Genomic DNA, 22,039 nt, shown 5'->3' with positions numbered 1-22,039 from the left:
GCACAGCCGATACGCACCGTATCGCCCCCCAATGGCGACCCCCCGGTCCCAATCGTGCCCCAATGCGGAATGTGATCCTGTATGAGATGACCGCCGCGGAAGGCGACGGCCGATGACGATTATATAACAGAAAAATCTCTAGATCGCGAGTCCCAGTTGCCGCGGGCCCTCGACGTCGTCCTCGACGATCGAATGAAGGCCGAGACCGAGCAGCCGAATTCCCTTCGGCACGGGCAGTTCGGCGGTCAGCAATGCCTGTCCGGCAGCCTCGAACGCCGCCAAATCGGCGACCGGCGCTGCAAAGCTTCGCGAGCGGGTGATCAGCGTGAAGTCCTGAAACTTGATCTTCAGCGTGACGGTCCGTCCGCGCACCCCGGCGCGATCGATCCGCTGCCACGCCAGGCCGGCGACACGAGTCACTTCTCGTCGCAAATCGTCCTCGGCCGAATAATCGACGTCGAAGGTCCGCTCGGCACTGACCGACTTGTGCGCGCGATTGGAGCGGACCTCACGCTCGTCGATTCCTCGCGCGATCCGCCAATACCATTGCCCTGACGATCCGAAATGCGCCTCCAACTGCTCGATCGGCCAAGCGGCGAGGTCGGCGCCGGTGTGAATGCCCAGCCGCTCCATCTTCGCCGCGGTCACGGGGCCGACCCCGTGGAAGCGCTTGACCGGCAGCGTCGCGACGAACTCGGCTCCACGATGCGGCGGGATGACGCAAATGCCGTCGGGCTTGTTCTGGTCGCTCGCCAGCTTGGCAATGAACTTGCAGTAACTCACGCCGGCGGACGCGGTCAGGCCGGTGTCGGCCTTGATGCGCGCGCGGATTTCCTCGCCGATGGCGCGGGCGCTGCCCAGTCCGCGGCGATCCTCGGTCACGTCGAGATAGGCTTCGTCGAGCGACAACGGCTCGATCTTGTCGGTGTAGTCGGCAAAGATTTCGCGGATCTGCTGGCTGACCGCCTTGTAGACATCGAAACGCGGCTTGACGAAGATCAGGTCGGGGCAGCGGCGCCGTGCGGTCACCGACGGCATCGCCGAGCGGACGCCGAAGGTGCGCGCTTCGTAGCTGGCGGCCGCGACCACGCCGCGATGGCCGCCCCCGACCGCGACCGGCTTTCCCTTCAATTCGGGCGCGTCGCGTTGCTCGACCGACGCATAGAAGGCGTCCATGTCGACATGGATGATCTTGCGGGCCGGTGCGTCGTTCACGTCCCGTTCCTACCTTGGCTTCGCGCACGAGTCATGCTTTAGGGCGCGGCAAGCCAATCACACGGGAATCACCATGAACATCCACGAATATCAGGCCAAGGAACTGCTTGCGAAATATGGCGTGCCGGTGCCCGCGGGTCATGCAGCGATGAGCGTCGACGAAGCCGTCGCTGCCGCCGAGCGCCTTCCCGGGCCGTTGTGGGTGGTGAAGGCGCAGATCCACGCCGGTGGACGCGGCAAGGGCAAGTTTACCGAGCTTGGCCCCGACGCGAAGGGCGGCGTTCGCCTCGCCAAGTCGATCGACGAAGTCCGCGCGCATGCCGAGGAAATGCTCGGCAAGACGCTGGTCACCATCCAGACCGGCGACGCAGGCAAGCAGGTGCAGCGCCTCTACATCACCGACGGCGTGGACATCGCGCAGGAATATTATCTCGCGCTGCTGGTCGACCGTTCGACCGGCCGCATCGCCATGGTCGTGTCGACCGAAGGCGGGATGGATATCGAGGCGGTCGCTCATGACACGCCCGAGAAGATCGAGACGCTGACGATCGACCCGGCGACCGGCTTCATGCCGCACCATGGCCGCGCGGTCGCGGGCGCGCTGGGCCTGAAGGGCGACCTTGCGAAGCAGGCGGCCAACGTCGCCTCGAAGCTCTACGACGCGTTCGTCGCGACCGACGCCAGCCAGATCGAGATCAATCCGCTCGCGGTGACCGACGACGGCAGGCTGCTCGTCCTCGACGCCAAGGTCGGCTTCGATTCAAACGCGATGTTCCGCCACAAGGACCTCGCCGAACTGCGCGATCTCAGCGAAGAAGACCCGATGGAGATCGAGGCGTCGAAGTACGACCTCGCCTACATCAAGCTCGACGGTGACATCGGCTGCATGGTCAACGGCGCGGGCCTTGCCATGGCGACGATGGACATCATCAAGCTGAACGGCGCGTTCCCGGCCAACTTCCTCGACGTCGGGGGCGGCGCCAACAAGGAAAAGGTCACCGCGGCGTTCAAGATCATCCTCAGCGATCCCGCGGTGAAGGGCATCCTGGTCAACATCTTCGGTGGCATCATGAAGTGCGACATCATCGCCGACGGCATCGTCGCGGCGGCGAAGGAAGTGAACCTCAACGTGCCGCTCGTCGTTCGCCTCGAAGGCACCAACGTCCAGCAGGGCAAGGACATCCTCGCTCACTCTGGCTTGCCGATCGTCAGCGCCGACGACCTAGGAGACGCCGCACGCAAGATCGTCGCCGAAGTGAAGCAGGCCGCCTAACCCAACCGCAGTTATTTCCAGGAGAGCCGAATGAAACTCCTCGTCGCCGTCAAGCGGGTGATCGATTACAACGTGAAGCCGCGCGTGAAGATGGACGGCAGCGGGGTCGACCTCGCCAACGTCAAGATGTCGATGAACCCGTTCGACGAGATCGCGGTCGAGGAAGCGATCCGGCTCAAGGAAAAGGGCGCCGCGACCGAGATCGTGGTCTGCTCGATCGGCCCGGCCAAGGCGACCGAGACGTTACGCACCGCGCTAGCGATGGGCGCCGACCGCGCGATCCTGGTGCAGACCGATGAAGAGGTCGAACCGCTTGCCGTCGCCAAGATCCTAAAGGGCGTTGCCGAGGAAGAGCAGCCCGGCCTCGTGATCCTGGGCAAGCAGGCGATCGACGACGACAGCAACCAGGTCGGTCAGATGCTGGCCGCCTTACTCGGCTGGCCGCAGGGTACCTTTGCATCGAAGGTCGAGGTTGCCGGCAGCGACGTCAGCGTGACGCGCGAAGTCGACGGCGGGCTCGAGACGGTCAAGCTGGCGACGCCGGCGATCGTCACGACCGACCTTCGCCTCAACGAGCCGCGCTATGCCTCGCTGCCCAACATCATGAAGGCCAAGTCGAAGCCGCTCGCGACCAAGTCGCCCGGCGATTTCGGCGTCGATGTCGCGCCGCGGCTGGAAACGCTCAAGGTCACCGAACCCTCCAAGCGCCAGGCCGGCGTCAAAGTCGGCTCGGTCGATGAGCTGGTCGAGAAACTCAAGGTGCTGGGAGTTGCCAAGTGAAGACGCTCGTACTGGTCGATCATGAAGGCGGCGCGATCAAGGACGCCACCCTCGCCACCGTCACCGCCGCCGCGAAGCTCGGCGAAGTCCACCTGCTCGTCGCGGGATCGGGCGTGGGCGCGGTGGCTGAAGCCGCCACGAAAATCGCGGGCGTGAGCAAGGTCCATGTCGCCGACGGAGCGCACCTTGAACACCAACTCGCCGAGGATGTCGCCCCGGTCGCGGTCGCGCTGATGGCCGACCACGACGCCTTCCTTGCCTCGTCGACCACGACGGGCAAGAACGTTGCGCCGCGGATCGCCGCATTGCTCGACGTGATGCAGATTTCGGACATCCTCTCCGTCGAGGACGAGTCCACTTTCACCCGCCCGATTTACGCCGGCAACGCGATCGCCACGGTCAAGTCGAAGGATGCCAAGAAGGTCATCACCGTTCGCGGCACCGCGTTCGAAAAGGCTGCGGCCGACGGTGGCAGCGGCACGGTCGAGGCGGTCGATGCCGGTGCGGCGTCGGGCAAGTCGTCGTTCGTCGGTGCCGAACTGTCCAAGTCGGAACGTCCCGAGTTGACCAGCGCCAAGATCATCGTCTCGGGCGGCCGCGCGCTGGGATCGTCGGAGCAGTTCCATGCGCTGATCGATCCGCTGGCCGACAAGCTGGGCGCCGGCGTCGGCGCCAGCCGCGCGGCGGTGGACGCGGGCTATGCCCCCAATGACTATCAGGTCGGCCAGACTGGCAAGATCGTCGCCCCTGAAATCTACATCGCGATCGGCATCTCCGGCGCGATCCAGCATCTCGCCGGCATGAAGGACGCGAAAACGATCATCGCGATCAACAAGGACGAGGACGCGCCGATCTTCCAGGTGGCGGACGTTGGGCTGGTCGGCGACCTGTTCAAGATCGTCCCGGAACTGACCGAGAAGCTTTAGGCGGTCAGCCAACCGGGAAGCGGGGTGGCGGCAGCGCGGTCGAGGTCGATCGCGCGCCGCACCAGCGCCCAGCGGTCACCCTCGACCAGTACTTCGGCAGTGATCGGACGGCTATTATACCCGCTCGACATTGCGGCTCCATAGGCGCCCGCGGTCCGGAAGACGATCAGATCGCCTTCCTTCGCCGAGTCCATCTCGCGCGCCATGGCAAAGGTGTCGCCGCTTTCGCACACCGGGCCGACGACGTGCGCGGTCATTCGCTCCCCGGTCGGGCGCACCGCGTCGATGTGGTGATAGGCGTCGTAAAGCGCAGGCCGCATCAGGTCGTTCATTGCCGCATCGACGATCAGCCACGGATGCGCTTCGCCAGGCTTCACCCGAACGACCCGCGTCAGCAAGACACCGGCATTGCCGCTGATCAGCCGCCCCGGCTCAAACGCCAGCCGAACGCCCCAGTCGCGGGTGACCTCGGCGACCATCGCACCGTACGCTTCGGGCGTTGGCGGGTCGGGCTGATCGCGGTCGTACGGGACGCCGAGGCCGCCGCCTAGGTCGGCGATCGACAACGTGAAGCCGTCGTCCCGGAGCGTCGCCAGCAGCGACCCCAGCCGCTCGAACGCCGAGCGGAGCGGTGACAGGCTGGTCAGCTGGCTGCCGATGTGGACGGTGATCCCTGTGACATCGAGCCCTGGCAGGTCGCGCGCGGCGCGAAACGCGTCGGGCGCGTCGGCGGCGGGAATGCCGAACTTGTTGTCCGCCGTCCCCGTAGTGATCTTGGCGTGGGTGCCAGCCTCGACATCGGGATTGATTCGGAAGGCGATCGGCGCGCGCCGGCCCGCGGCCTCGGCCACGGCCGAAAGCGTCTGCGCTTCCTCGACCGATTCCAGGTTGAACTGAAGCACGCCGCCCTCGAGCGCCTCGGCCATTTCGCCGGCGGTCTTGCCCACACCGGAAAAGAGGATTTTCTCGGGCGGCATCCCAGCAGCGCGCGCGCGCCGATACTCACCGATCGACACGATGTCGCCGCCAAGACCCTCGCGCGCCAGCGTCGCCAGCACCGCCGGATTGGGATTGGCCTTGACGGCGTAAGCGATCAGCGGATCGCCGAGACCGGCCAGCGCCTCCTTCATGATCCGCGCATGCCGGACAAGCGTGGCGCTGGAATAGACGTAGACCGGGGTGCCGACCTCGCGCGCGATCAGGCTCAGCGGCACATCCTCGCAATGGAGTTCGCCGTCGCGAAGATCGAAATGGTCCATGGAACGCTAACGCTCGTCGGCGCCGAACAGTTCGCCCACCTCTTCATCGTCCTCGGCATTGCCTTCCATGATCGGGGCGAAACGGAGCATCGCCCACCCCCCGATCGCGGACAGCAGCGATCCAGCGAGGATGCCGATCTTGGCCGCGTCGATCCGTTCGGCATCGCCCGGGAAGGCAAGCGCGCCGATGAACAGGCTCATCGTGAAGCCGATTCCGCAAAGCAGGGCTGCGCCGTGAATGTGCCGCCAGGTGGTGCACGCCGGCATTGGCGCGAGCCTGACCTTCACCGCCAGCCAGACCGCGCCCAGCACGCCGACCTGCTTGCCGATAAATAGTCCCGCCATCACCGCGAGTGGCAACGGCTCCGTCAGCGTCCCGATTCCGCCGGTCAGTGCAACCCCCGCGGAGACGAAGCCGAACAGCGGAACGATGCCGAGCATTACCCATGGGTGGATGGCATGCTCCAATTTGGTGAGCGGCGAGTGGCCTTCGCCGCGACCGAGCGGGATGGTCAGCGCGGCCAGCACGCCCGCGATGGTGGCATGCACCCCGCTCGCCAGCGTCAGCAGCCAAAGGATCGCGAACCCGAGCATGAACGGCCACAGGCGCCGGACGCCGAACTGGCCCAGCGCGGCCATGCCGATGGTGACCGCAATGGCGCCGGCGAGCGCCGGGACGTTGAGATCGGCGGTGTAAAACAGCGCGATGATCGCGACCGCGCCGATGTCGTCGACGATCGCCAGCGTCACGAGCAGCAGCTTGACCGAGGGCGGCGCGCGTTTGCCGAGCAGCGCAAGGATGCCCACCGCGAATGCGATGTCGGTCGCGGCCGGTATCGCCCAGCCGTTGGTCAGGGCGGGGTCTCCGCCGGTGATTGCGAGATACACGAGCGCTGGCACTGCCATACCGGCCACCGCCGCGATAATCGGCAGGCGTCGCTCGGCGGGGGTCGACAGGCGTCCCTCATACCATTCGCGCTTCACTTCCAGCCCGACGAGCAGGAAGAAGATCGCCATCAAGCCGTCGGCGACCCAGTAATGCACGTCGAGCACGCCAAGCCGCGGCAGCGAGGGGCCGAACTTGAGATGGAGGAAGGCCTCGTAAATCTCCCGCAACGGGCTGTTCGCCACCAGCAGTGCCGCCGCAGCAGCCGCCATCAGCAATAGTCCCGCACGCCGTTCGAGGCGCTGCGCGTGATCGATATCCTCAGCCATTCGGGCGACCTAGCGGCATCAGCGCCCGCAACCAAGCGAGGCACGCTTCCCGGCATGGCTAAAAATTTGTGAATAACCTGTCCGAAATTGGGAAAAGCAGTTGAAATGACTCTAATTTGTCACTCAACTCCGCCAGCGAATCATCGAAGAAACCCGTGCGGTCTTCGATCGCGAAACGCAGGCAAGCTACACGATCGTCGCGCGCGTGACCGACTCGGCTGGGCTCACTTCGACCCGCTCGCTCGTCATCAACGTCGGGAACGTCAACGAAGCGCCGACCCCGGCAAACGACGCGATCGCGGTCAATGAGGACGCGACGAGTGCCAACCTCTGGTCGACGCTATTGGCAAATGACATCGACGTCGACGCGGGCGACACGCTCACGATCAGCGCGGTGAATGTCGGCGGAACGCTCGGCAGCCTGCTGTTCGACCCGGCGACGCAGACGCTTCGCTATGTCGCCGACGGCGACAGTTTCGACGCGCTGGCCCCGGGCGCCACCGCGATCGACAGCTTCACCTACACCGTGACCGATGCGGGCGGTCTCAGCCGCACCGCCACCGTCAACGTGACCGTCACCGGCGTTGCCGACGGCGTCACGCGCAGCGGCGGCAATGGTGCCGACCGGATCAATGGAACGACGGGTGAAGACCGACTTTTCGGAGAGAATGGCAACGACCAGTTGATCGGGCTCGATGGGCATGACCGTCTCGATGGCGGCCGGGGCGACGATCGCCTCGACGGCGGGATCGGCAACGACCTGCTGATCGGCGGGCAGGGCAGCGATACGCTCATCGGTGGCGCGGGTCTCGACACCTTCCTGTTCGGGAAATCGTCGGGCGAGGACGTCATCCGCGACTTCGACACGTCGGCCGACCAATTGAGCTTCGCCGACGGCATCGGCATCCGCTCGTCGCGGACGGTCGACGCCAATGGCGACGGCATCGCCGACCTGTCGATTTCGCTGACGGGCGGTGGGTCGGTGACGCTTCTCGGCGTGTCGTCGCTGCCTGGAGTAAAGGTCGGTCCGGTGCCGGCGATCCATCAGGAATCGGGTCAGGCAGCGCAGGGCTGGGCGGTCGGTCTGGCCGATCCCTATTCGCCCCCGGCATCGATGCTGACGCTGGATGGCGGACTGCACCTCGCTTGACCGATCTGGAATTGATGAGACATCGCGCAACCTGTTGGGATTGCGCGATGTCTCGCCTATGACGGCGTCATGATCGTAAATCCCGTCTCCCAGACCATGAAGGAAGCGATGGCGCGAACGCGCCCGCACCTGATTGCCGCTGCCGGTTTCAGCGCGCTCGTCAACCTGCTGTTCGTCGTCCCGACGATCTACATGCTGCAGATCTACGACCGCGTCGTCCCGACGCGCGGGCTGCAGACCTTGCTGTTCATCACGCTCGTCCTGCTGTTCGCGCTGGCGACGCTCAGCCTGCTTGATCGTATCCGCACGCGACTGCTTGTGCGCGCCTCGGTCGAGCTCGACGCGGTGGTCGCGCCGCGCCTGCTCGATGCCACGCTGGGCCGTCCCGACATGCCCGAGGCGCGAAGTGCGCTGCGCGACTTCGACACGCTGCGATCGACGATGAGCGGGCCGGGCGCGCTCGCGTTGTTCGACGCGCCGTGGACGCCGATCTACATCCTCGTCTGCTTCATGGTTCACCCGCTGATCGGCCTGCTGGCGCTGGCGGGCGGGCTGATCCTTCCCTTCATCGCGTGGCGCAACGAGCGCGCGGTTCGTGCGCCGGTTCAGCGCGCCGAAGGCGCGGCGGCGCAAAGCTATCAGCTTCAGGACCAGTTGCTGGGCTCGGCTGAAAGCGTGCGCGCGCTCGGCATGCGCCGGGCGCTGGTGTCGCGTCAGATGCGACAGCGCGAGTCGATGCTGGCCGAGCAGACTTCGTCGAACTTCGCGGGCGGCGGATATTATGTCGCGACCAAATTCGTGCGCCTGGCGCTTCAGTCTCTCGCGCTCGGCCTTGGCGCAGTGCTGGCGATCGAAGGGTCGATTTCCGCCGGCGCCATCTTCGCGGCGTCCTTCTTGATCGCGCGCGCATTGCAGCCGATCGAGCAATTGATCGGTGCGTCTCGCCCGCTTCAGGCGGCGCGGACCGCGTTTCACACCATCGACGAACTGCTTGCCGCCGGCGACTTGCACGCGAGTCCGACCGCGCTTCCCAATCCGAAGGGTAAGCTTGCGGTCGAAGGCCTCACCATCGCCAACGAGCGCCGTGACGGCGCGATCGTCAACGCAGTCAGCTTTGCGGTCGAACCGGGCGAAGTCGTCGCCATCATCGGGCCGTCGGGCGCTGGTAAATCGACGCTGGTGCGCGCGATTGCGGGCGCGATCCCGATCGATCGCGGGACCGTCCGTATCGACGGCGCGAGCATCGCCGATTGGGAGCCTGAGCGGCTGGCGCGCCACATCGGCTATCTTCCGCAGGACTCGGTCCTGTTCCCCGGTACCGTTTCGGAGAATATCGCGCGTTTCTCGGCCGAACTTGGGGGCGAGCGCGGTGATGTCGACGCGGACGTGGTGGCCGCCGCCGATGCGGTCGGTGCCGCGGACCTGATCAAGCGTCTCGACGGCGGCTTCGACCACCGGCTGGGCATTGGCGGGCGCGGATTGTCGGCGGGACAGGCGCAGCGGATCGCGCTGGCCCGAGCGATGTTTGGCGATCCGGTGCTGCTGATCCTCGACGAACCGAACAGTCACCTCGACGGCGAAGGCGACACGGCGCTGATCCGGGCGCTTGCGGCCGCCAAGGAAAAGGGCCGCACCGTGCTGATCGTCAGCCACAAGCTTGGCGTTCTTCCCGTGGTCGACAAGATCCTGCTGATGCGGGACGGCCGGGCGGAGATGTTCGGGCCCCGCGACGAGGTCCTGAAAAAGGTCATGCCGCAGGCGGTGCAACCGCGACGCGTCGCGGCGGGAGAGAATGCATGAATGAACTGGTCGCGATCGATGGCAGCGTGCGCGCCGTCACCCCGCTCGACGATGTCGCTAACCCCAAGGGCGACATCCGCACCGGCCTGATCATCGCCGGGCTGTTCTTCATCCTCTTCCTCGGCTGGGCGGCATTCGCGCGGCTCGATGCCGCGGCCCATGCCGGCGGGACGCTGATTGTTTCGGGCCAGCGCCAGAGCGTCCAGCACCGCGACGGCGGCGTGGTCGGCCAGATCAACGTGCGCGAAGGTCAGCAGGTCGAGCGCGGGCAATTGCTGTTCACGCTCGCCGCTGCCGAAGTGCAGGCGCAGGAGCGCGCGCTGACCAGCCAGGCGATCCGTTTGCTTGCAACCCGTGCACGACTGGAGGCGGAGCAGGCCGGTCGCGGATCGATTGCCACGCCGCCCGAATTCGCGCTTTTCGCGGAGGCCGATCGTCCCGAGGCGCAGCGCGTCTTGCGCTTCCAGCAGGTCGAACTGAATGCTCGCGCGGCAACGCTCGCCGCGCAACGCGGCGCCTTATCGGCGCGTGCGTCGCAGTCGGGTGCAGCGGGACGCGGCTATGGCACGCAGACCGCTTCGACCGAGCAGCAGATCAAGCTGATCGACGATCAGATCGCGGCGCTCCGCCCAGTCGCGGACAAGGGCTTCGTGTCGCAGACCCGCCTTCGCGAACTCGAGCGCGCCAAGGCGGCGCTCGAGGGCCAGCGCGGCCAGTTCAGTGCGTCGATCGCCTCGTCCGCCGGCGCTTCGCGCGAAAGCGAGCTGATGCGGCTCGAAGCATCGCAATCGTTCCGCGAGCGCATCTCGTCGGACCTGCGCGAGGTCGAGCAACTGATCGGCGACGTGATGCCCAAGCTCGCCGCAGCGCGCGACCAGTTGGCGCGCACGTCGATCCGCGCGCCGGTCACCGGGACCGTCGTCGGCCTGACAGTCTTCACGCCCGGCGGCGTGGTCTCGGCCGGGCAGAAGCTGATGGACATCGTCCCCGACGACACGCCGCTCGTCGTCCAGGCGCAAATCTCCCCCGACAATGCCGACGATCTTCGTCCGGGGCAGGAGGCGGAGGTCCGCTTCCCCGGCATCAAGGACCGTTCGATCCCGCCGTTGAAGGGAGAGGTCACGCGCGTGTCGGCCGACAGCTTCACCGACGAGGCAAGCGGGATGAAGTATTTCACCGGCGAAGTCGTCGTTCCGCGCGACCAGCTGGCGCTGCTGAAGGACGCCGACGGCCGCCCGTTCAAGCTGACGGCGGGCATGCCGGTCGAAGTACTGGTACGGCTTCGCAAGCGTACCGCGCTCGATTATTTCCTCGAGCCGCTGACCAGCCAATTCTGGGGCGCGATGCGCGAGGAGTGATTCCTCACGATGAAATCACGCTTCGCTCATGACGCTCATGGGCGGAGCGGGAATCATGTCTGCCTGCTCACCAGAGAAAGGCACGACATGACCGAGACCCTTCCGACCCGCCCACACGGCCCCAATCCATGGCGGATGGCAGGCTGGACGCTGGCGCTGCTGCTACTGCTGCTCCCTGCGGTGGCAATGCAATTCACCGACGAGGTGAACTGGACCGCGTCCGACTTCATCTTCGCCGCAATCGTCTTCGGGATCACCGGCTCGCTGATCGAATTTATGGTCCGCCGAAGCCCCAACGCGGCCTATCGGGGTGGGGCGGTCGTCGCGGTGCTAGGCCTGTTCCTGCTGGTCTGGCTCAACGCCGCGGTCGGGCTGATCGGCAGCGAGAATAGCGACGCCAATGCGATGTATGCCGGCGTCATCGGGGTGCTGATCGTGGGCACGATCCTCTCGCGGCTTCGCGCGGCCGCCATGGTCCAGGCGCTGGTCGCGACGACGATTGCCCAGGCCATCGTCGGCTTCATCGCGATCGTCTGGCAGCTTGGCTTCAAGGGACCCGACATCATGTTCATCGGGATCTGGCTCGCCTCGGCGGCGCTCTTCCACGTCTCGGCAAGGCAACAGCGCGAGGCGATTTAAGGAAGTGGTGCCCGGGGACGGGGTCGAACCGCCGACACTGCGATTTTCAGTCGCATGCTCTACCAACTGAGCTACCCGGGCATGCCCTTTGGTGCCAGTTGGCACCTCAAGCGAAGCGCGCTCTAGCCGCCACGTTCCTCACTGTCCAGCCCGTCCGCATCGGCGGGCGGGCCGGGCACGCGATAGCCCTCGCCAAGCCAGTTCAGCAGATCGCGGTCCTTGCAGCCGCGGCTGCAGAAAGGGGTGTGGTCCGGCATCGGCGGCTTCCCACATAACGGGCAGGGCTTAGGCTGTTTCGACATAGCTGGCGGACATGGCCATCGCCGGGTCGCTGCGCAAGTCGACCGCGCCGCCGACCTGCCCCGCCAACTGCGAAATCCAGTCCGGCTGAATGGCGGCAATCACGGCGGGGTGGGCGACGAGGCGGATCGCACCGCTGCTTCGTGCCGCGAGGCGCAGTAGCGCTCGCGCCTCGAATGACGGGCGATTGGCCGCCAGTTCGAACAGCGAAGCGCGGCGGCGGGGCCTGACGATCTGGATGAAGCCGAAGCCATTGACTGCGGTCCGCTCGAACGGGGGCGGCAGGATGGCGTCGACGGCGGACCCGATCGCCTGCCTGGCCTCTTTCCCGCCGATCGTCGGAAGGTCGATCCCGATGGATCCTCCGACGTCATGACGCCGGATCGCGCGTGCGGCGGCCTTGGCGCCGGCCATGGCCAGGTCCGCGATCGGCAAGGTGCCATCCACGTCAATCAAGGTCATTGCGGGCGTTACCGATATGCGGAGTTCTCCTCCGGAAAAGCCGACCGATCCGCTGCGCGCCTCGTCGATCAGCTCGCCCCACCCAGCCTCGCCCAGCTCGTCGCGAGGAGATGGGAAGGCGAGGTCGCGCCCTTCGAGTGCGGGAGCCGGCGACGGGGACCGGTCGCTTGGCATCGCCAGCGGGCGCTTCCAGGCCTCGGGGCCATCGATCTTCTCACGGCTGACTTCGATCGTGAGGGACGACCCCTCGCTGGTTGCCGGCGGTCGCTTCGGCATCAGATATTCGATGCCGTCGGCCATCGCGATACAGGGCGGACCGATCCGCAACAGCTTCGCCTGGAGGACGGTGCCTGCCCGCATCCGTCCATCGGGAAGAATCCGCGCTTCAAGAATCTCCCCTCGTTCGACAAGCGCGGCCCGGACTTCGCCGATCCCGCGCTCGATCAGCCATTCAGGCAAGCGGATAGCCTGACGACTTGAGGAGGGTCCGCGTTTCCGCGAGCGGCAGCCCCACCACGTTGGAATAGCTGCCGGCGAGATGGCGGACATAGACTTCGCCATAGCCCTGCAGCGCGTAGCCGCCGGCCTTCCCGCGCCATTCGCCGTGGCCCGCGTAAAAGTCGATCTCCGCCTCCGACAGCCGCTTCATCGCCACCATCGTTTCGACCAGGCGCGTGCGGATCGGCTTGCCGGGCGCGGCGAGTGCGACTCCGGTCAGGACGCGGTGGCGACGTCCCGACAGCAACGCCATGCACTGGCGCAGCGTCGCTTCGTCCTCGACCTTGGGCAGGATGCGCCGGCCCACCGCGACGACGGTGTCGGCGGCCAGCACCAGATCATCGGGATGGCGGGCGGCGACGGCGGCGGCTTTCTCCGACGCCAGGCGCTCGGCATGGATTCGCGGAAGCTCGCCCTTGGGCACGCTCTCGTCGATATCGGCAGGATCGATTAGGTCAGGGGTAACGCCGATGCGGGCCAGCAGGTCGAGACGCCGCGGGCTCGCCGAGGCGAGGACCAGCTTCATCAGGCAGGAACGCCGGGGCCCCCGCGGCCGGGCATGAAGCGATAGGTGATTCGACCTTTGGTCAGGTCGTAAGGGGTCAGTTCGACGAGCACTTCGTCGCCGGTCAGGACGCGGATGCGGTTCTTGCGCATCTTGCCCGCGGTGTGCCCCAGGATTTCGTGACCGTTCTCCAGCTCGACGCGGAACATCGCATTGGGCAGCAGTTCGACCACCCGTCCGCGCATCTCGAGAAGTTCTTCCTTGGCCATTCAAATCCTTCGTGGTGTTCGCTTGGGAAAAGTCGCGTCCCTTTAGCGGCGATGTCGCCATAAGGGAAGCGGACGGAGAGTCGCCCCTCCGTCCGCCCTCACTCGCATCCGTTCAATCAGACCGCGCCGTGGCCCGCCAAGGCCGCGAGCAGTAGCAACGCGACGATGTTAGTGATCTTGATCATCGGGTTGACCGCCGGGCCAGCCGTATCCTTGTACGGGTCGCCGACGGTGTCGCCGGTCACCGCGGCCTTGTGAGCCTCGCTGCCTTTGCCGCCGTGGTTGCCGTCTTCGATATACTTTTTGGCATTGTCCCACGCGCCGCCGCCCGAGGTCATCGAGATGGCGACGAACAGGCCGCCCACGATCACGCCGAGGAGGAGGGCGCCGAGCGCCGCGAAGCCTTCCGCCTGACCCGCCACCGCGGTGATGACGAAGTAGACCGCGATCGGCGCGAGCACCGGCAACAGAGACGGAATGATCATTTCCTTGATCGCCGCCCGCGTGACCAGGTCGACTGTGCGCGCGTAATTGGGGCGTGAGGTCCCATCCATGATGCCCGGGTTCGAGCGGAACTGCTCACGCACGTCCTTGACCACGTCGCCCGCCGCGCGGCCGACGGCGGTCATGCCCATCGCCCCGAACAGATAGGGCAGCAACGCACCCAGCAGCAGACCGACAATGACGTACGGGTTCTCCAGGCTGAAGTTGACTTCGAGGCCGGGGAAGAACTCGCGCAGGTCGGTGGTGTAGGCGGCGAACAGCACGAGCGCGGCAAGGCCGGCCGATCCGATCGCATAGCCCTTCGTCACGGCCTTGGTGGTGTTGCCGACCGCGTCGAGGGCATCGGTCTTTTCGCGGACGCTTTCGTCCAGCCCCGACATTTCGGCGATGCCGCCGGCGTTGTCGGTGACAGGGCCGTAGGCGTCGAGCGCGACGACCATCCCCGCCAGCGCCAGCATAGCGGTAGCCGCGAAGGCGATCCCCATCAGGCCGGCAAGCAGGTACGCGATGATGATGCCGGCGCAGATAACGAGGGTCGGCATCGCGGTCGATTCAAGGCTGATCGCCAAGCCCTGGATGACGTTGGTGCCGTGACCCGTTTCGGACGCCTTGGCGATCGAGCGGACCGGGCGGTAGTTGGTGCCGGTGTAATATTCGGTGATCCAAATGATCAGCCCGGTGATGACCAGGCCGAGCAGCATGCACCAGTAGAGGTCCATGCCGGTGAAGCTGGTTCCGCCAGCGGTAATCGTCGCGCCGAGATCGCCGAGCGCGAACTGGGTCGCGAAGAAGATCAGGATGGCGGAGGTGACCGCGGTGACGCCGAAGCCCTTGTACATCGCGCCCATGATGCTGGTGCCCTTGCCCAGCCGGACGAAATAGGTGCCAAGGATCGAGGTGAGGACGCACACGCCGCCGATCAGGAGCGGAAGGCTCATCAGGGCGAGCAGGCCATCGCCCGCGTCGCGGACGAGCAGGGCGGTCAGCACCATGGTGGCGCCGACGGTGACGACATAGGTTTCGAACAAGTCGGCAGCCATGCCGGCGCAGTCGCCGACATTGTCACCGACGTTGTCGGCGATGACGGCCGGATTGCGGGGGTCGTCTTCCGGAATTCCAGCTTCGACCTTGCCGACAAGATCGGCCCCGACGTCGGCGGCCTTGGTGAAGATGCCGCCGCCAAGGCGCGCAAAGATCGAGATGAGCGAGGCGCCGAACGCAAGGGCCACGAGCGCGTCGATGACGACGCGGCTGTTGGGCTGGTTCCCGGCAACGGCGACCAGATAATAGAAGAAGACCGCGATCGCGAGCAGCGCGAGGCCGGCGACGAGCATGCCGGTGATGGCGCCCGCCTGGAACGCCATGGTCAGGCCCTGCTGCAGGCTCTTCGATGCGGCTTCGGCAGTGCGCACGTTGGCGCGGACCGAGATGTTCATGCCGACGAAGCCCGTGGCGCCCGACAGCAGCGCGCCGAGCACGAAGCCGCTTGCCGACAGCCCGCCGAGGAACAGGAAGACGATCGCCGCCACGACGACGCCGACGATGGTGATCGTCATATATTGGCGCTTGAGGTAGGCGGAGGCGCCCTCCTGGATCGCCGCGGCGACCTCCATCATTCGGGCGTTGCCGGCGGGTGCGCGAAGCACCGCCATGCTGGTGAAAATGCCGTATGCGAGTGCGATAAAGCCGCACACAATCGCGATGATAACCAGGTTCATGTCGGTGATCTTCCCCCAATTGCACGTCGTGGGCGATGTCGGTTTTCCGATCTTCGCGCCCAGGAATGGGGAAAGGTGTAACGGGGTTTGCGCGGACCGCAAGCCGCCCGTTGCGGCAGGGATTTGGGGCTAGCGGACGAGCAGTGCGGTCGCCATTCCCGACGAGAGTCCGAGCAGCGCGATCACCCACTGGCGAGTGCTAAGGGCGGCGATGTTCATATCCAAGCTGCTCCGGCAACGGCACCTCGCCTTCGGCGTCGAACAGCGTCATGCCGCTTCCCGCCTCCAGCGTCCCGATCGCGGCCATGATCGTGCCGGAAGGTAAAGAAAGGCTTAAGGCGTCGATGTCGGCGGGCAGTGCCGCGAGCAGGCAGTAATCGTCGCCGCCGGTCGCCGCGGACATCCTCGCCCGCCGACTGGCGCCGCGCTCGGCGATGAAGGCGCGCGACAGCGGAACGGCGTCGAGGTCGACGCGCGCCGCGCACCGGCTTGCCGTGATCATCCGGCCCAAGTCGAGCAACAGTCCATCCGACACGTCCATCATCGCATGGGCATGCGGCGCCATCGCCCGCCCCGCGGCGAGCAACGGCACCGGGCGGCGATAGGCTTCGACCAGCGCGCCCTCGGCGTGACGGTCGGCCTGCAACACCGACAGTCCGAGCATCGCGTCGCCGAGCGGCCCGACCAGCCACAGGCGGTCCCCGGGACGTCCGCCGCTCCGAGAGGGCACATGCGTCCCGCCGCGACCGATCGCGGTCAGGCCCAGCACTCGCGGCGCGCCGGGCGGGAGCGCGATCGTGTCGCCGCCGAGCAGTGGCAGGCCGTACGCCTCGCAGGCCGCAGCCACTCCGGACAGGAACTTCTCGTCCCAATCGTCGTCGCCGCCGATGGTCATCCCCATCAATGCGCCCATTGGCTCGGCGCCCTTGGCGGCCAGGTCGGACAGGTTGACCGCGACAAGCTTCCACCCAACCGACGCGGGCGGATCGTCTGGCAGGAAATGCACGCCCTCGGCGATGTTGTCGTGGGTCAGCACCAGGTCTCCCAGCACCGCGGCATCGTCGTCGAGGCCGCGCGCCGCCGGATGGGTCGCGATCGTGCGGAGCTTCTCGATCAGGGCGAATTCGCCGTGGCTCATTGCCTTTTGGCCGCGTCGCTGGTGAACATCGCCGCCTTATAGACCGACAATGAGGCCATGATGAAAGTGTTGCTGTCCCTGTTCGCGTTGCTGGCCGCGACGCCCGCCCAAGCGGTCGACGATCCGACGCGGATGATCCCGACGGTGAGCGCTGGGCAGGTTCAGTCGTGGCCGGCGATGGACGGCGGCGCAGCGGGACCGATGACGGTGTGGATCTGGACTCCGCCCGGCTACGGCAAGACGCCGGGCAAGCGTTATCCGGTGCTGTACATGCACGACGGGCAGAATCTGTTCGACAAGAGCCTGACCAAATTCAACCAGGAATGGGGAATGGACGAAACCATCCCGCGGATGGCAGCGCAAGGTGACCTTCGCGACTGGATCGTTGTCGGGGTGCAGAGCCCACGGTCGCGCTATCATGCGCTGTTCCCGCAGAAGATCTTTCCGCTGCTCACACCGGCCTTCCAGAAACGGGCGATGACAATCGACAGCGGCGACCCGCCGAGCGCGCTTTCCGGGGAAGCCTACCTCAAATTCCTGACCGGGATCGTGAAGCCGCGGGTCGACCGCCAATATCGGACGCTTCGCGGTTCGCAGGACACGGCGGTAATGGGAAGCTCGATGGGCGGGCTAATGGCCTTCTACGCAATGGCCGAATATCCGCAGATATTCGGGCAGGCAGCGGCGGTGTCGATGCACGTCGCCTTGGGCAGCCCGACCGAGAAGGGGGCCGATCACCAGGCGCTGGCAGGCGAGGTTGCGGAGGCATTCCGGCGCTATCTCGCCACGTCGCGGATGCGGCCCGGGGTGAACCGGCTCTACATCGACCACGGCACCGGGACGCTGGACGGCAGCTATGGCCCCTATTCGTCGGCGTTGCTGCCGGTGCTTGCGGCTGCTGGCTGGCGCGGCCCGTCGTTCATGTTCCGCACTTATGCGGGGACCGAGCATAACGAGACCGCCTGGGCGCAGCGGGTCGATATCCCGCTGGCGTTCCTTGACCGCGCCGATCCCTAGGCGCGCGCCGACTTGGCGATGGCGTCGAGCAGGCCGTTGACGAAGCCCTTTTCGCGCTTGTCGTAGAAAGCGTCGGCGACGTCGAGATATTCGCTGATGACGGTCGCGGTCGGCACATCGGCGCGGGCGATGAGTTCATAGGCACCAACCCGCAGGATCGCCTTCATCGGCTTGTCGAGCCGCGCCAGAGTCCAGCCTTCGGCGAGCTTGGCGGAGATCAACTCGTCGACATCGTCCTTGCGCGCGACGGTGCCCATGACGAGGTCGTCGAAGAAGCCGTGCTCGGCCTCCGCATAAGTCGCATCCTCGATCGTCGCGCCAAGCCGATGGTCGTGGAATTCGTGGATCAGACGGTTGGTCGGCGTGCCTTCCATGTCCTGCTGGTAAAGGGCCTGAACGGCGGCAAGCCGGGCGGCGGAGCGCGAGATCGAGCGAGTCATGGGCGAGCGCCTAGCCGTTCACGCCACGCGGAGGAAGGGCCGCAGCGCATCGGCGACTTGGGCCGGCGCCTGCCACGGGGCGAAATGGCCGACGCCGGGGAGGGGGACCACCTCGACCTCGTCGCCGACCTCGCCGATCCCGTCGAGCTGGATGGGGAGCAGCGCCTTGTCGTCGAGGCCCCAGACGATCCGCACCGGGATGCGCAGGCGCGGAACACCGCGGGTAACCCATGCGGGCATGTCGGCGGCCTCGCCATTGGCGGGAACGACGATCTGGCTGGCGCGGTACCAGTTGAACATGCCGGTCAGCGCTCCGTCGCGGCTCCAGTCGTCGATGTAGTGCTGGCGCTCGTCGGCCGGGATGATCGAGAGATCGACATGGCCGGTGAAGCTTTTGTCGAAGAATGTATCGACTCCCATCCGCGCGACCGCCGCTTCCATCCCCGGATCGCGGAAGGCGCGGATGTATTGCGAGGCGGCGCGCTGCTGCGGATCGTCGATGATGCTTCGCTGGAAGATCGCCGGATGCGGTGAGTTGACGATCGCGAGGCGGGTGATGCGCGGATCGCCCCGGATCGCCGCGGCCCAGGCGACCGCGCCGCCCCAATCATGCCCGACAAGCGCGAAGCGGTCGATGCCAAGCGCGCCGGCCAATTCGAACAGGTCGGCGATCAGCGTGTCGGTCGCGTAGTCCGCGACATCCTGCGGCCGGTCACTTTCCCCGAACCCGCGAAGGTCGGGCATGACGAGCCGGACGTCGTCGCCAAGCAGCGGCGCGACCGAACCCCAGGTGCGGTGCGATTCGGGGAAACCGTGGAGCAGGATGGCGGGCGGCGCGTCTTCACGTCCGGCCAGCGCGACGTTGAGGGTGATCCCGCTGGCAAGGCGAACGCGTCGCGTTTTGATCACGGATAGCTGACCGTTTTGGGGACTTTGGGGATCGGTATCCATTCTTCCTCGTCGCCCGGGACGAGCGGAAAGCGGCGCGCGGTCCATTCGTCGCGCGCGTGGCGGATTCGCTCGCGATCCGACGAGACGAAGTTCCACCACACGTGGCGCGGCGTGCGGAACGCTTCGCCGCCGAGCAGCATGGCGCGGGCGGGCCCGTCGGCCTTCAGCGTCATCGCCTCGCCGGGGGCGAGGATGTAGAGCGTGAACAGTTCCAGACGCTGCCCGTCGAGGCTGGCCGCGCCCTCTGTCAGCATGATCGCGCGCTCGTCGGCCTCGGCATCGATCGGAACGCTGCCGCCCGGCGACAGCACGAGGTCGGCGTAAATCGTCCCGCTATGCTGGGTGACGCCCGCGGTCTGGCCCCAAAGGCTGCCCATCAACACTCGGGCGGACACGCCGTCGCCTTCGACGGTCGGAAGCGCGTCGCCGTGGGCATGCTCGAACGCCGGGTCGATTTCCTCCTTGCCGTCGGGCAGCGCGAGCCAGGTCTGCATGCCGTAGAAAACGGGTCCGTCCGGACGCGTTTCGGCGGGCGATCGTTCCGAATGGACGATGCCAGTGCCTGCGGTCATGAGGTTGATCGCACCCGGCTCGATCACCTGGCGCGTCCCCAGGCTGTCGCGATGCTCGATCGCGCCTTCGAACAGATAGGTGACGGTGGCGAGGTTGATGTGCGGATGCGGGCGCACGTCCATCCCGTGCCCGGCGGAAAGCCGCGCGGGGCCGAACTGGTCGACGAAGATGAAGGGGCCGACCATCGTGCGGGTCTTGGCGGGGAGGGTGCGGCGAACCTTAAAGTCGCCCAGGTCGTGCGTGACGGGGATGATTTCGATCATGACCGCGCTTCTATCACAGGATTTCACCGCAATCAGCAGCCGGAAGGAATGCGAAAGGTCCGCAAAGTCGGGTCAGATCTGCTTCGTCATCAAGATGAGCGGGACATCGACGCCGCCCGAGCGTGCCGTGGTCCGTTCGACGGCGGTGTAGCCGCTGGCGCGGTAGAGCGGCTCGCCGGACAGGGTTGCCATCAGCTGCGCGGCCGTAAACCCTTCGGCCTGCGCGGCCCGCTCGGCGGCGGCGAGAATGAGCCGGCCGACGCCTTGGCGCGCGGCGTCGGGGTGGGTGTACATGGCGCGGATGCGTGCGGGCTCGGTGGCGGGATCAAGCAGCCGCGGTTCCCGCAGGTCGATGCTGTGGTCGCCGCCATAGACCGTCGCGCGCCGGCTCCACCCACCGCAACCCACGATGCGATCGCCCTCCAGCGCGACGAAGTAGGTACCGTCTTCAACCAGCTGGGTATCGAGCCCCATGACGGCATGGCTGGCCGCGACCTGCTCGGCAGTGAGATAGTCGTCCTGCAACCGCCCGATCGCCGCCGCCATTACCGCTATCATCGCGGGTAGGTCGGCACTGGTGGCGAGGCGAAGGTTCATGCGCGTGGCGGGGCTACATCGTCGTCCTGTGCCACCGGCTGTAGGCTGCGGACGCTTGGCCAATGGGTCAGCCAACGCCACAAGGTGAGCGCTGGCCGTGACCGAGCGATGGCGAACGACAGGCCGAGCAGGAGTACCCACGGCAGCAGGATTGCAAGGAACTGAAGGACCGCGCTGACCATCGTTACCATGCTGGCGACGAAGGACCGACCCGCTTCCACCAGCGGGTTTGCCACAAAGCCGGTCAGGCGCCCACGACCGACATAGTGCAACGTCATCGGCGTCGAGGCCAGCCGGGCCGAAACATTATCGGCAGTGGTCTGAGCGCTCGACAGCGAATCGTTGAGTTGTTGCAACGACGACTGAAGCGCGGTCCGCTCACGGTCGCCCAGGCGCGGGTCACGCAAATCCTGTCGGATCGCAGCGATCCGCGCGCGAGCGTCGCTCTGTGCGGTGGTCGCGGAACGTGACTGGGCCTCTGTGTCGTCACCGCTGAACTCCATGCGGGCGAGATCGCCCCCGGCTTTGGTCACGATCTCGCTGGCCTGCTTTCCGAACTCACGCGCGATTTCGGGTGCCAGCTTGACGCTCAGGTCCCCTTCGATGTTGCGGTCGCCGTCGACAGTGTAGGTGAGGCCCACGATACGGCAGCGTGCGGGTCCAAGCGCCTCGCACTTTGCCGCGCTCGCTTCCTGCGCTCCTGCGATCGCCACGTCATCGAGGCGGTAACTATAGTCGTAAGTCCAAGCGACGGTCGGCGCCGCCGAAGGGGAAACGTCGGGCGACATTGATTCTGAGGTGGTCACGTCGCCAGAACTGTCTTCAGGCTGCTGAGCACAGCTTGCCAGCGCCAGCGCGCCAAGCAGCATCATTCCCCTGTTCATCCGATTTACTCCCCCGGAGCCATTGCCTTGATCGTCAGTGCATGGACGCGTTCTTTCATCAGGTCGCCGAGCGCGGCGTAGACCATTCGCTGGCGGGCGACACGCGATTGGCCTTCAAAGGAGGGGCTGGCGATGGTCAGAGAGAAGTGACTTTCGCCGCGGCCGTCGTGGCCGGCGTGGCCGATGTGATGGTCGCTCTGATCCTCGAGGTCGAGGTGGATCGGCGATAGCGCCGTGGTCAGGCGCGCGATCATTTCGGAGGCGACAGGGCCGGTGGAGGTTGCGGTCATCGATCCTATATAGGG

The 22,039-nt window shown here is 66.3% G+C and carries 23 protein-coding genes and 1 tRNA gene; 8 read left to right on the top strand and 16 right to left on the bottom strand.

Annotated features, from left to right (window positions below; genetic code table 11):
• Window positions 1-138: 138 nt before the first annotated feature.
• Window positions 139-1,176: a DNA polymerase IV gene (dinB, locus tag SH584_RS06645; protein WP_416385171.1), complete on the bottom strand. Its 1,038-nt coding sequence runs from the start codon at window positions 1,174-1,176 to the stop codon at window positions 139-141.
• 112 nt (window positions 1,177-1,288) lie between these two features.
• Between dinB and sucC the strand changes: the two genes are divergently transcribed.
• From sucC to SH584_RS06630, 3 genes are read left to right on the top strand one after another with little or no spacing between them, the layout of a single operon-like run.
• The gene (gene sucC / locus SH584_RS06640; protein ID WP_324805727.1) at window positions 1,289-2,488 is read left to right on the top strand and encodes an ADP-forming succinate--CoA ligase subunit beta; all 1,200 of its coding nucleotides are present in this window, start codon (window positions 1,289-1,291) and stop codon (window positions 2,486-2,488) included.
• Between the two features lie 30 nt (window positions 2,489-2,518).
• Window positions 2,519-3,268, top strand: a complete 750-nt coding sequence (locus tag SH584_RS06635; protein ID WP_324805725.1) for an electron transfer flavoprotein subunit beta/FixA family protein — start codon at window positions 2,519-2,521, stop codon at window positions 3,266-3,268.
• Window positions 3,265-4,194, top strand: a complete 930-nt coding sequence (locus SH584_RS06630; protein WP_324805723.1) for an electron transfer flavoprotein subunit alpha/FixB family protein — start codon at window positions 3,265-3,267, stop codon at window positions 4,192-4,194. Before SH584_RS06635 ends, SH584_RS06630 begins: the two co-directional genes overlap by 4 nt.
• Here SH584_RS06630 and lysA read toward each other — a convergent pair.
• Entirely contained in the window at window positions 4,191-5,453 is a 1,263-nt protein-coding gene (gene lysA / locus SH584_RS06625) for a diaminopimelate decarboxylase (RefSeq protein ID WP_324805721.1), read from the bottom strand. The genes SH584_RS06630 and lysA overlap by 4 nt on opposite strands.
• A gap of 6 nt (window positions 5,454-5,459) precedes the next feature.
• Complete coding sequence (gene nhaA / locus SH584_RS06620; RefSeq protein ID WP_324805719.1) at window positions 5,460-6,668, bottom strand: Na+/H+ antiporter NhaA; 1,209 nt, start codon at window positions 6,666-6,668, stop codon at window positions 5,460-5,462.
• Between the two features lie 205 nt (window positions 6,669-6,873).
• On the opposite strand from nhaA, the gene SH584_RS06615 reads away from it, so the two are divergent.
• From SH584_RS06615 to SH584_RS06600, 4 genes are all read left to right on the top strand, one after another.
• Window positions 6,874-7,818 (top strand): calcium-binding protein, encoded by a 945-nt coding sequence (locus SH584_RS06615; RefSeq protein ID WP_324805717.1) that lies wholly within the window; start codon window positions 6,874-6,876, stop codon window positions 7,816-7,818.
• A gap of 69 nt (window positions 7,819-7,887) precedes the next feature.
• Complete coding sequence (locus tag SH584_RS06610; RefSeq protein ID WP_324805715.1) at window positions 7,888-9,618, top strand: type I secretion system permease/ATPase; 1,731 nt, start codon at window positions 7,888-7,890, stop codon at window positions 9,616-9,618.
• Window positions 9,615-10,976 (top strand): HlyD family type I secretion periplasmic adaptor subunit, encoded by a 1,362-nt coding sequence (locus SH584_RS06605; protein ID WP_324805713.1) that lies wholly within the window; start codon window positions 9,615-9,617, stop codon window positions 10,974-10,976. Before SH584_RS06610 ends, SH584_RS06605 begins: the two co-directional genes overlap by 4 nt.
• A gap of 87 nt (window positions 10,977-11,063) precedes the next feature.
• Entirely contained in the window at window positions 11,064-11,615 is a 552-nt protein-coding gene (locus tag SH584_RS06600; RefSeq protein WP_324805712.1) for a hypothetical protein, read from the top strand.
• A gap of 5 nt (window positions 11,616-11,620) precedes the next feature.
• On the opposite strand, the gene SH584_RS06595 is transcribed toward SH584_RS06600, so the two are convergent.
• From SH584_RS06595 to thiL, 7 genes are all read right to left on the bottom strand, one after another.
• A tRNA-Phe gene (locus tag SH584_RS06595) sits at window positions 11,621-11,696 on the bottom strand.
• Between the two features lie 41 nt (window positions 11,697-11,737).
• Window positions 11,738-11,917 (bottom strand): DNA gyrase inhibitor YacG, encoded by a 180-nt coding sequence (locus SH584_RS06590; RefSeq protein ID WP_324805710.1) that lies wholly within the window; start codon window positions 11,915-11,917, stop codon window positions 11,738-11,740.
• Entirely contained in the window at window positions 11,901-12,836 is a 936-nt protein-coding gene (locus SH584_RS06585; protein WP_324805709.1) for a ribonuclease, read from the bottom strand. Before SH584_RS06585 ends, SH584_RS06590 begins: the two co-directional genes overlap by 17 nt.
• Entirely contained in the window at window positions 12,829-13,401 is a 573-nt protein-coding gene (locus SH584_RS06580; protein WP_324805707.1) for a Maf family protein, read from the bottom strand. Before SH584_RS06580 ends, SH584_RS06585 begins: the two co-directional genes overlap by 8 nt.
• Complete coding sequence (gene infA, locus SH584_RS06575; RefSeq protein WP_322841985.1) at window positions 13,401-13,649, bottom strand: translation initiation factor IF-1; 249 nt, start codon at window positions 13,647-13,649, stop codon at window positions 13,401-13,403. The genes SH584_RS06580 and infA overlap by 1 nt, the downstream gene beginning before the upstream one ends.
• A 116-nt stretch (window positions 13,650-13,765) precedes the next feature.
• A complete protein-coding gene (locus tag SH584_RS06570) occupies window positions 13,766-15,871 on the bottom strand; it encodes a sodium-translocating pyrophosphatase (RefSeq protein WP_324805705.1) in 2,106 nt (701 codons plus the stop codon).
• A 199-nt stretch (window positions 15,872-16,070) separates the two neighbouring features.
• Window positions 16,071-17,009, bottom strand: a complete 939-nt coding sequence (gene thiL, locus SH584_RS06565) for a thiamine-phosphate kinase (RefSeq protein WP_324805703.1) — start codon at window positions 17,007-17,009, stop codon at window positions 16,071-16,073.
• 57 nt (window positions 17,010-17,066) lie between these two features.
• Between thiL and SH584_RS06560 the strand changes: the two genes are divergently transcribed.
• Window positions 17,067-18,026: an alpha/beta hydrolase gene (locus tag SH584_RS06560; RefSeq protein WP_324805702.1), complete on the top strand. Its 960-nt coding sequence runs from the start codon at window positions 17,067-17,069 to the stop codon at window positions 18,024-18,026.
• Here SH584_RS06560 and nusB read toward each other — a convergent pair.
• The 6 genes from nusB to SH584_RS06530 form a co-directional block, all read right to left on the bottom strand.
• Complete coding sequence (nusB, locus tag SH584_RS06555; protein ID WP_322841989.1) at window positions 18,023-18,466, bottom strand: transcription antitermination factor NusB; 444 nt, start codon at window positions 18,464-18,466, stop codon at window positions 18,023-18,025. The two genes, SH584_RS06560 and nusB, sit on opposite strands and share 4 nt — an antisense overlap.
• Before the next feature lie 18 nt (window positions 18,467-18,484).
• Window positions 18,485-19,375 carry an alpha/beta fold hydrolase gene (locus SH584_RS06550; protein WP_324805700.1) on the bottom strand — a complete coding sequence of 297 codons (891 nt, stop codon included), beginning with the start codon at window positions 19,373-19,375 and terminating at the stop codon, window positions 18,485-18,487.
• Entirely contained in the window at window positions 19,372-20,253 is an 882-nt protein-coding gene (locus tag SH584_RS06545; RefSeq protein ID WP_324805698.1) for a pirin family protein, read from the bottom strand. Before SH584_RS06545 ends, SH584_RS06550 begins: the two co-directional genes overlap by 4 nt.
• 72 nt (window positions 20,254-20,325) lie before the next feature.
• Complete coding sequence (locus SH584_RS06540; protein WP_324805696.1) at window positions 20,326-20,850, bottom strand: GNAT family N-acetyltransferase; 525 nt, start codon at window positions 20,848-20,850, stop codon at window positions 20,326-20,328.
• A complete protein-coding gene (locus tag SH584_RS06535) occupies window positions 20,847-21,734 on the bottom strand; it encodes a hypothetical protein (RefSeq protein WP_324805694.1) in 888 nt (295 codons plus the stop codon). The genes SH584_RS06540 and SH584_RS06535 overlap by 4 nt, the downstream gene beginning before the upstream one ends.
• Before the next feature lie 5 nt (window positions 21,735-21,739).
• A complete protein-coding gene (locus SH584_RS06530) occupies window positions 21,740-22,024 on the bottom strand; it encodes a BolA family protein (protein WP_324805692.1) in 285 nt (94 codons plus the stop codon).
• Between the last annotated feature and the right edge of the window lie 15 nt (window positions 22,025-22,039).

This window comes from Sphingomonas sp. LY29 (assembly GCF_035593985.1).
Lineage (GTDB): Bacteria > Pseudomonadota > Alphaproteobacteria > Sphingomonadales > Sphingomonadaceae > Sphingomicrobium.
The sequence above is the reverse complement of the archived record's forward strand: the minus strand, read 5'-3'. Positions and strand labels throughout refer to the sequence as shown.

Excerpts from the sequence above, each read along its gene's own strand:
- SH584_RS06535 (WP_324805694.1), bottom strand. The coding sequence starts at position 21,734 with ATGAACAGGGGAATGATGCTGCTTGGCGCGCTGGCGCTGGCAAGCTGT.
- SH584_RS06635 (WP_324805725.1), top strand. The coding sequence starts at position 2,519 with ATGAAACTCCTCGTCGCCGTCAAGCGGGTGATCGATTACAACGTGAAG.
- sucC (WP_324805727.1), top strand. The coding sequence starts at position 1,289 with ATGAACATCCACGAATATCAGGCCAAGGAACTGCTTGCGAAATATGGC.
- nusB (WP_322841989.1), bottom strand. The coding sequence starts at position 18,466 with ATGACTCGCTCGATCTCGCGCTCCGCCGCCCGGCTTGCCGCCGTTCAG.
- SH584_RS06590 (WP_324805710.1), bottom strand. The coding sequence starts at position 11,917 with ATGTCGAAACAGCCTAAGCCCTGCCCGTTATGTGGGAAGCCGCCGATG.
- SH584_RS06540 (WP_324805696.1), bottom strand. The coding sequence starts at position 20,850 with ATGAACCTTCGCCTCGCCACCAGTGCCGACCTACCCGCGATGATAGCG.
- thiL (WP_324805703.1), bottom strand. The coding sequence starts at position 17,009 with ATGAGCCACGGCGAATTCGCCCTGATCGAGAAGCTCCGCACGATCGCG.
- SH584_RS06570 (WP_324805705.1), bottom strand. The coding sequence starts at position 15,871 with ATGAACCTGGTTATCATCGCGATTGTGTGCGGCTTTATCGCACTCGCA.
- SH584_RS06545 (WP_324805698.1), bottom strand. The coding sequence starts at position 20,253 with ATGATCGAAATCATCCCCGTCACGCACGACCTGGGCGACTTTAAGGTT.
- SH584_RS06610 (WP_324805715.1), top strand. The coding sequence starts at position 7,888 with ATGATCGTAAATCCCGTCTCCCAGACCATGAAGGAAGCGATGGCGCGA.
- SH584_RS06580 (WP_324805707.1), bottom strand. The coding sequence starts at position 13,401 with ATGAAGCTGGTCCTCGCCTCGGCGAGCCCGCGGCGTCTCGACCTGCTG.
- infA (WP_322841985.1), bottom strand. The coding sequence starts at position 13,649 with ATGGCCAAGGAAGAACTTCTCGAGATGCGCGGACGGGTGGTCGAACTG.
- nhaA (WP_324805719.1), bottom strand. The coding sequence starts at position 6,668 with ATGGCTGAGGATATCGATCACGCGCAGCGCCTCGAACGGCGTGCGGGA.
- SH584_RS06605 (WP_324805713.1), top strand. The coding sequence starts at position 9,615 with ATGAATGAACTGGTCGCGATCGATGGCAGCGTGCGCGCCGTCACCCCG.
- SH584_RS06560 (WP_324805702.1), top strand. The coding sequence starts at position 17,067 with ATGATGAAAGTGTTGCTGTCCCTGTTCGCGTTGCTGGCCGCGACGCCC.
- dinB (WP_416385171.1), bottom strand. The coding sequence starts at position 1,176 with ATGGACGCCTTCTATGCGTCGGTCGAGCAACGCGACGCGCCCGAATTG.
- SH584_RS06600 (WP_324805712.1), top strand. The coding sequence starts at position 11,064 with ATGACCGAGACCCTTCCGACCCGCCCACACGGCCCCAATCCATGGCGG.
- SH584_RS06530 (WP_324805692.1), bottom strand. The coding sequence starts at position 22,024 with ATGACCGCAACCTCCACCGGCCCTGTCGCCTCCGAAATGATCGCGCGC.
- lysA (WP_324805721.1), bottom strand. The coding sequence starts at position 5,453 with ATGGACCATTTCGATCTTCGCGACGGCGAACTCCATTGCGAGGATGTG.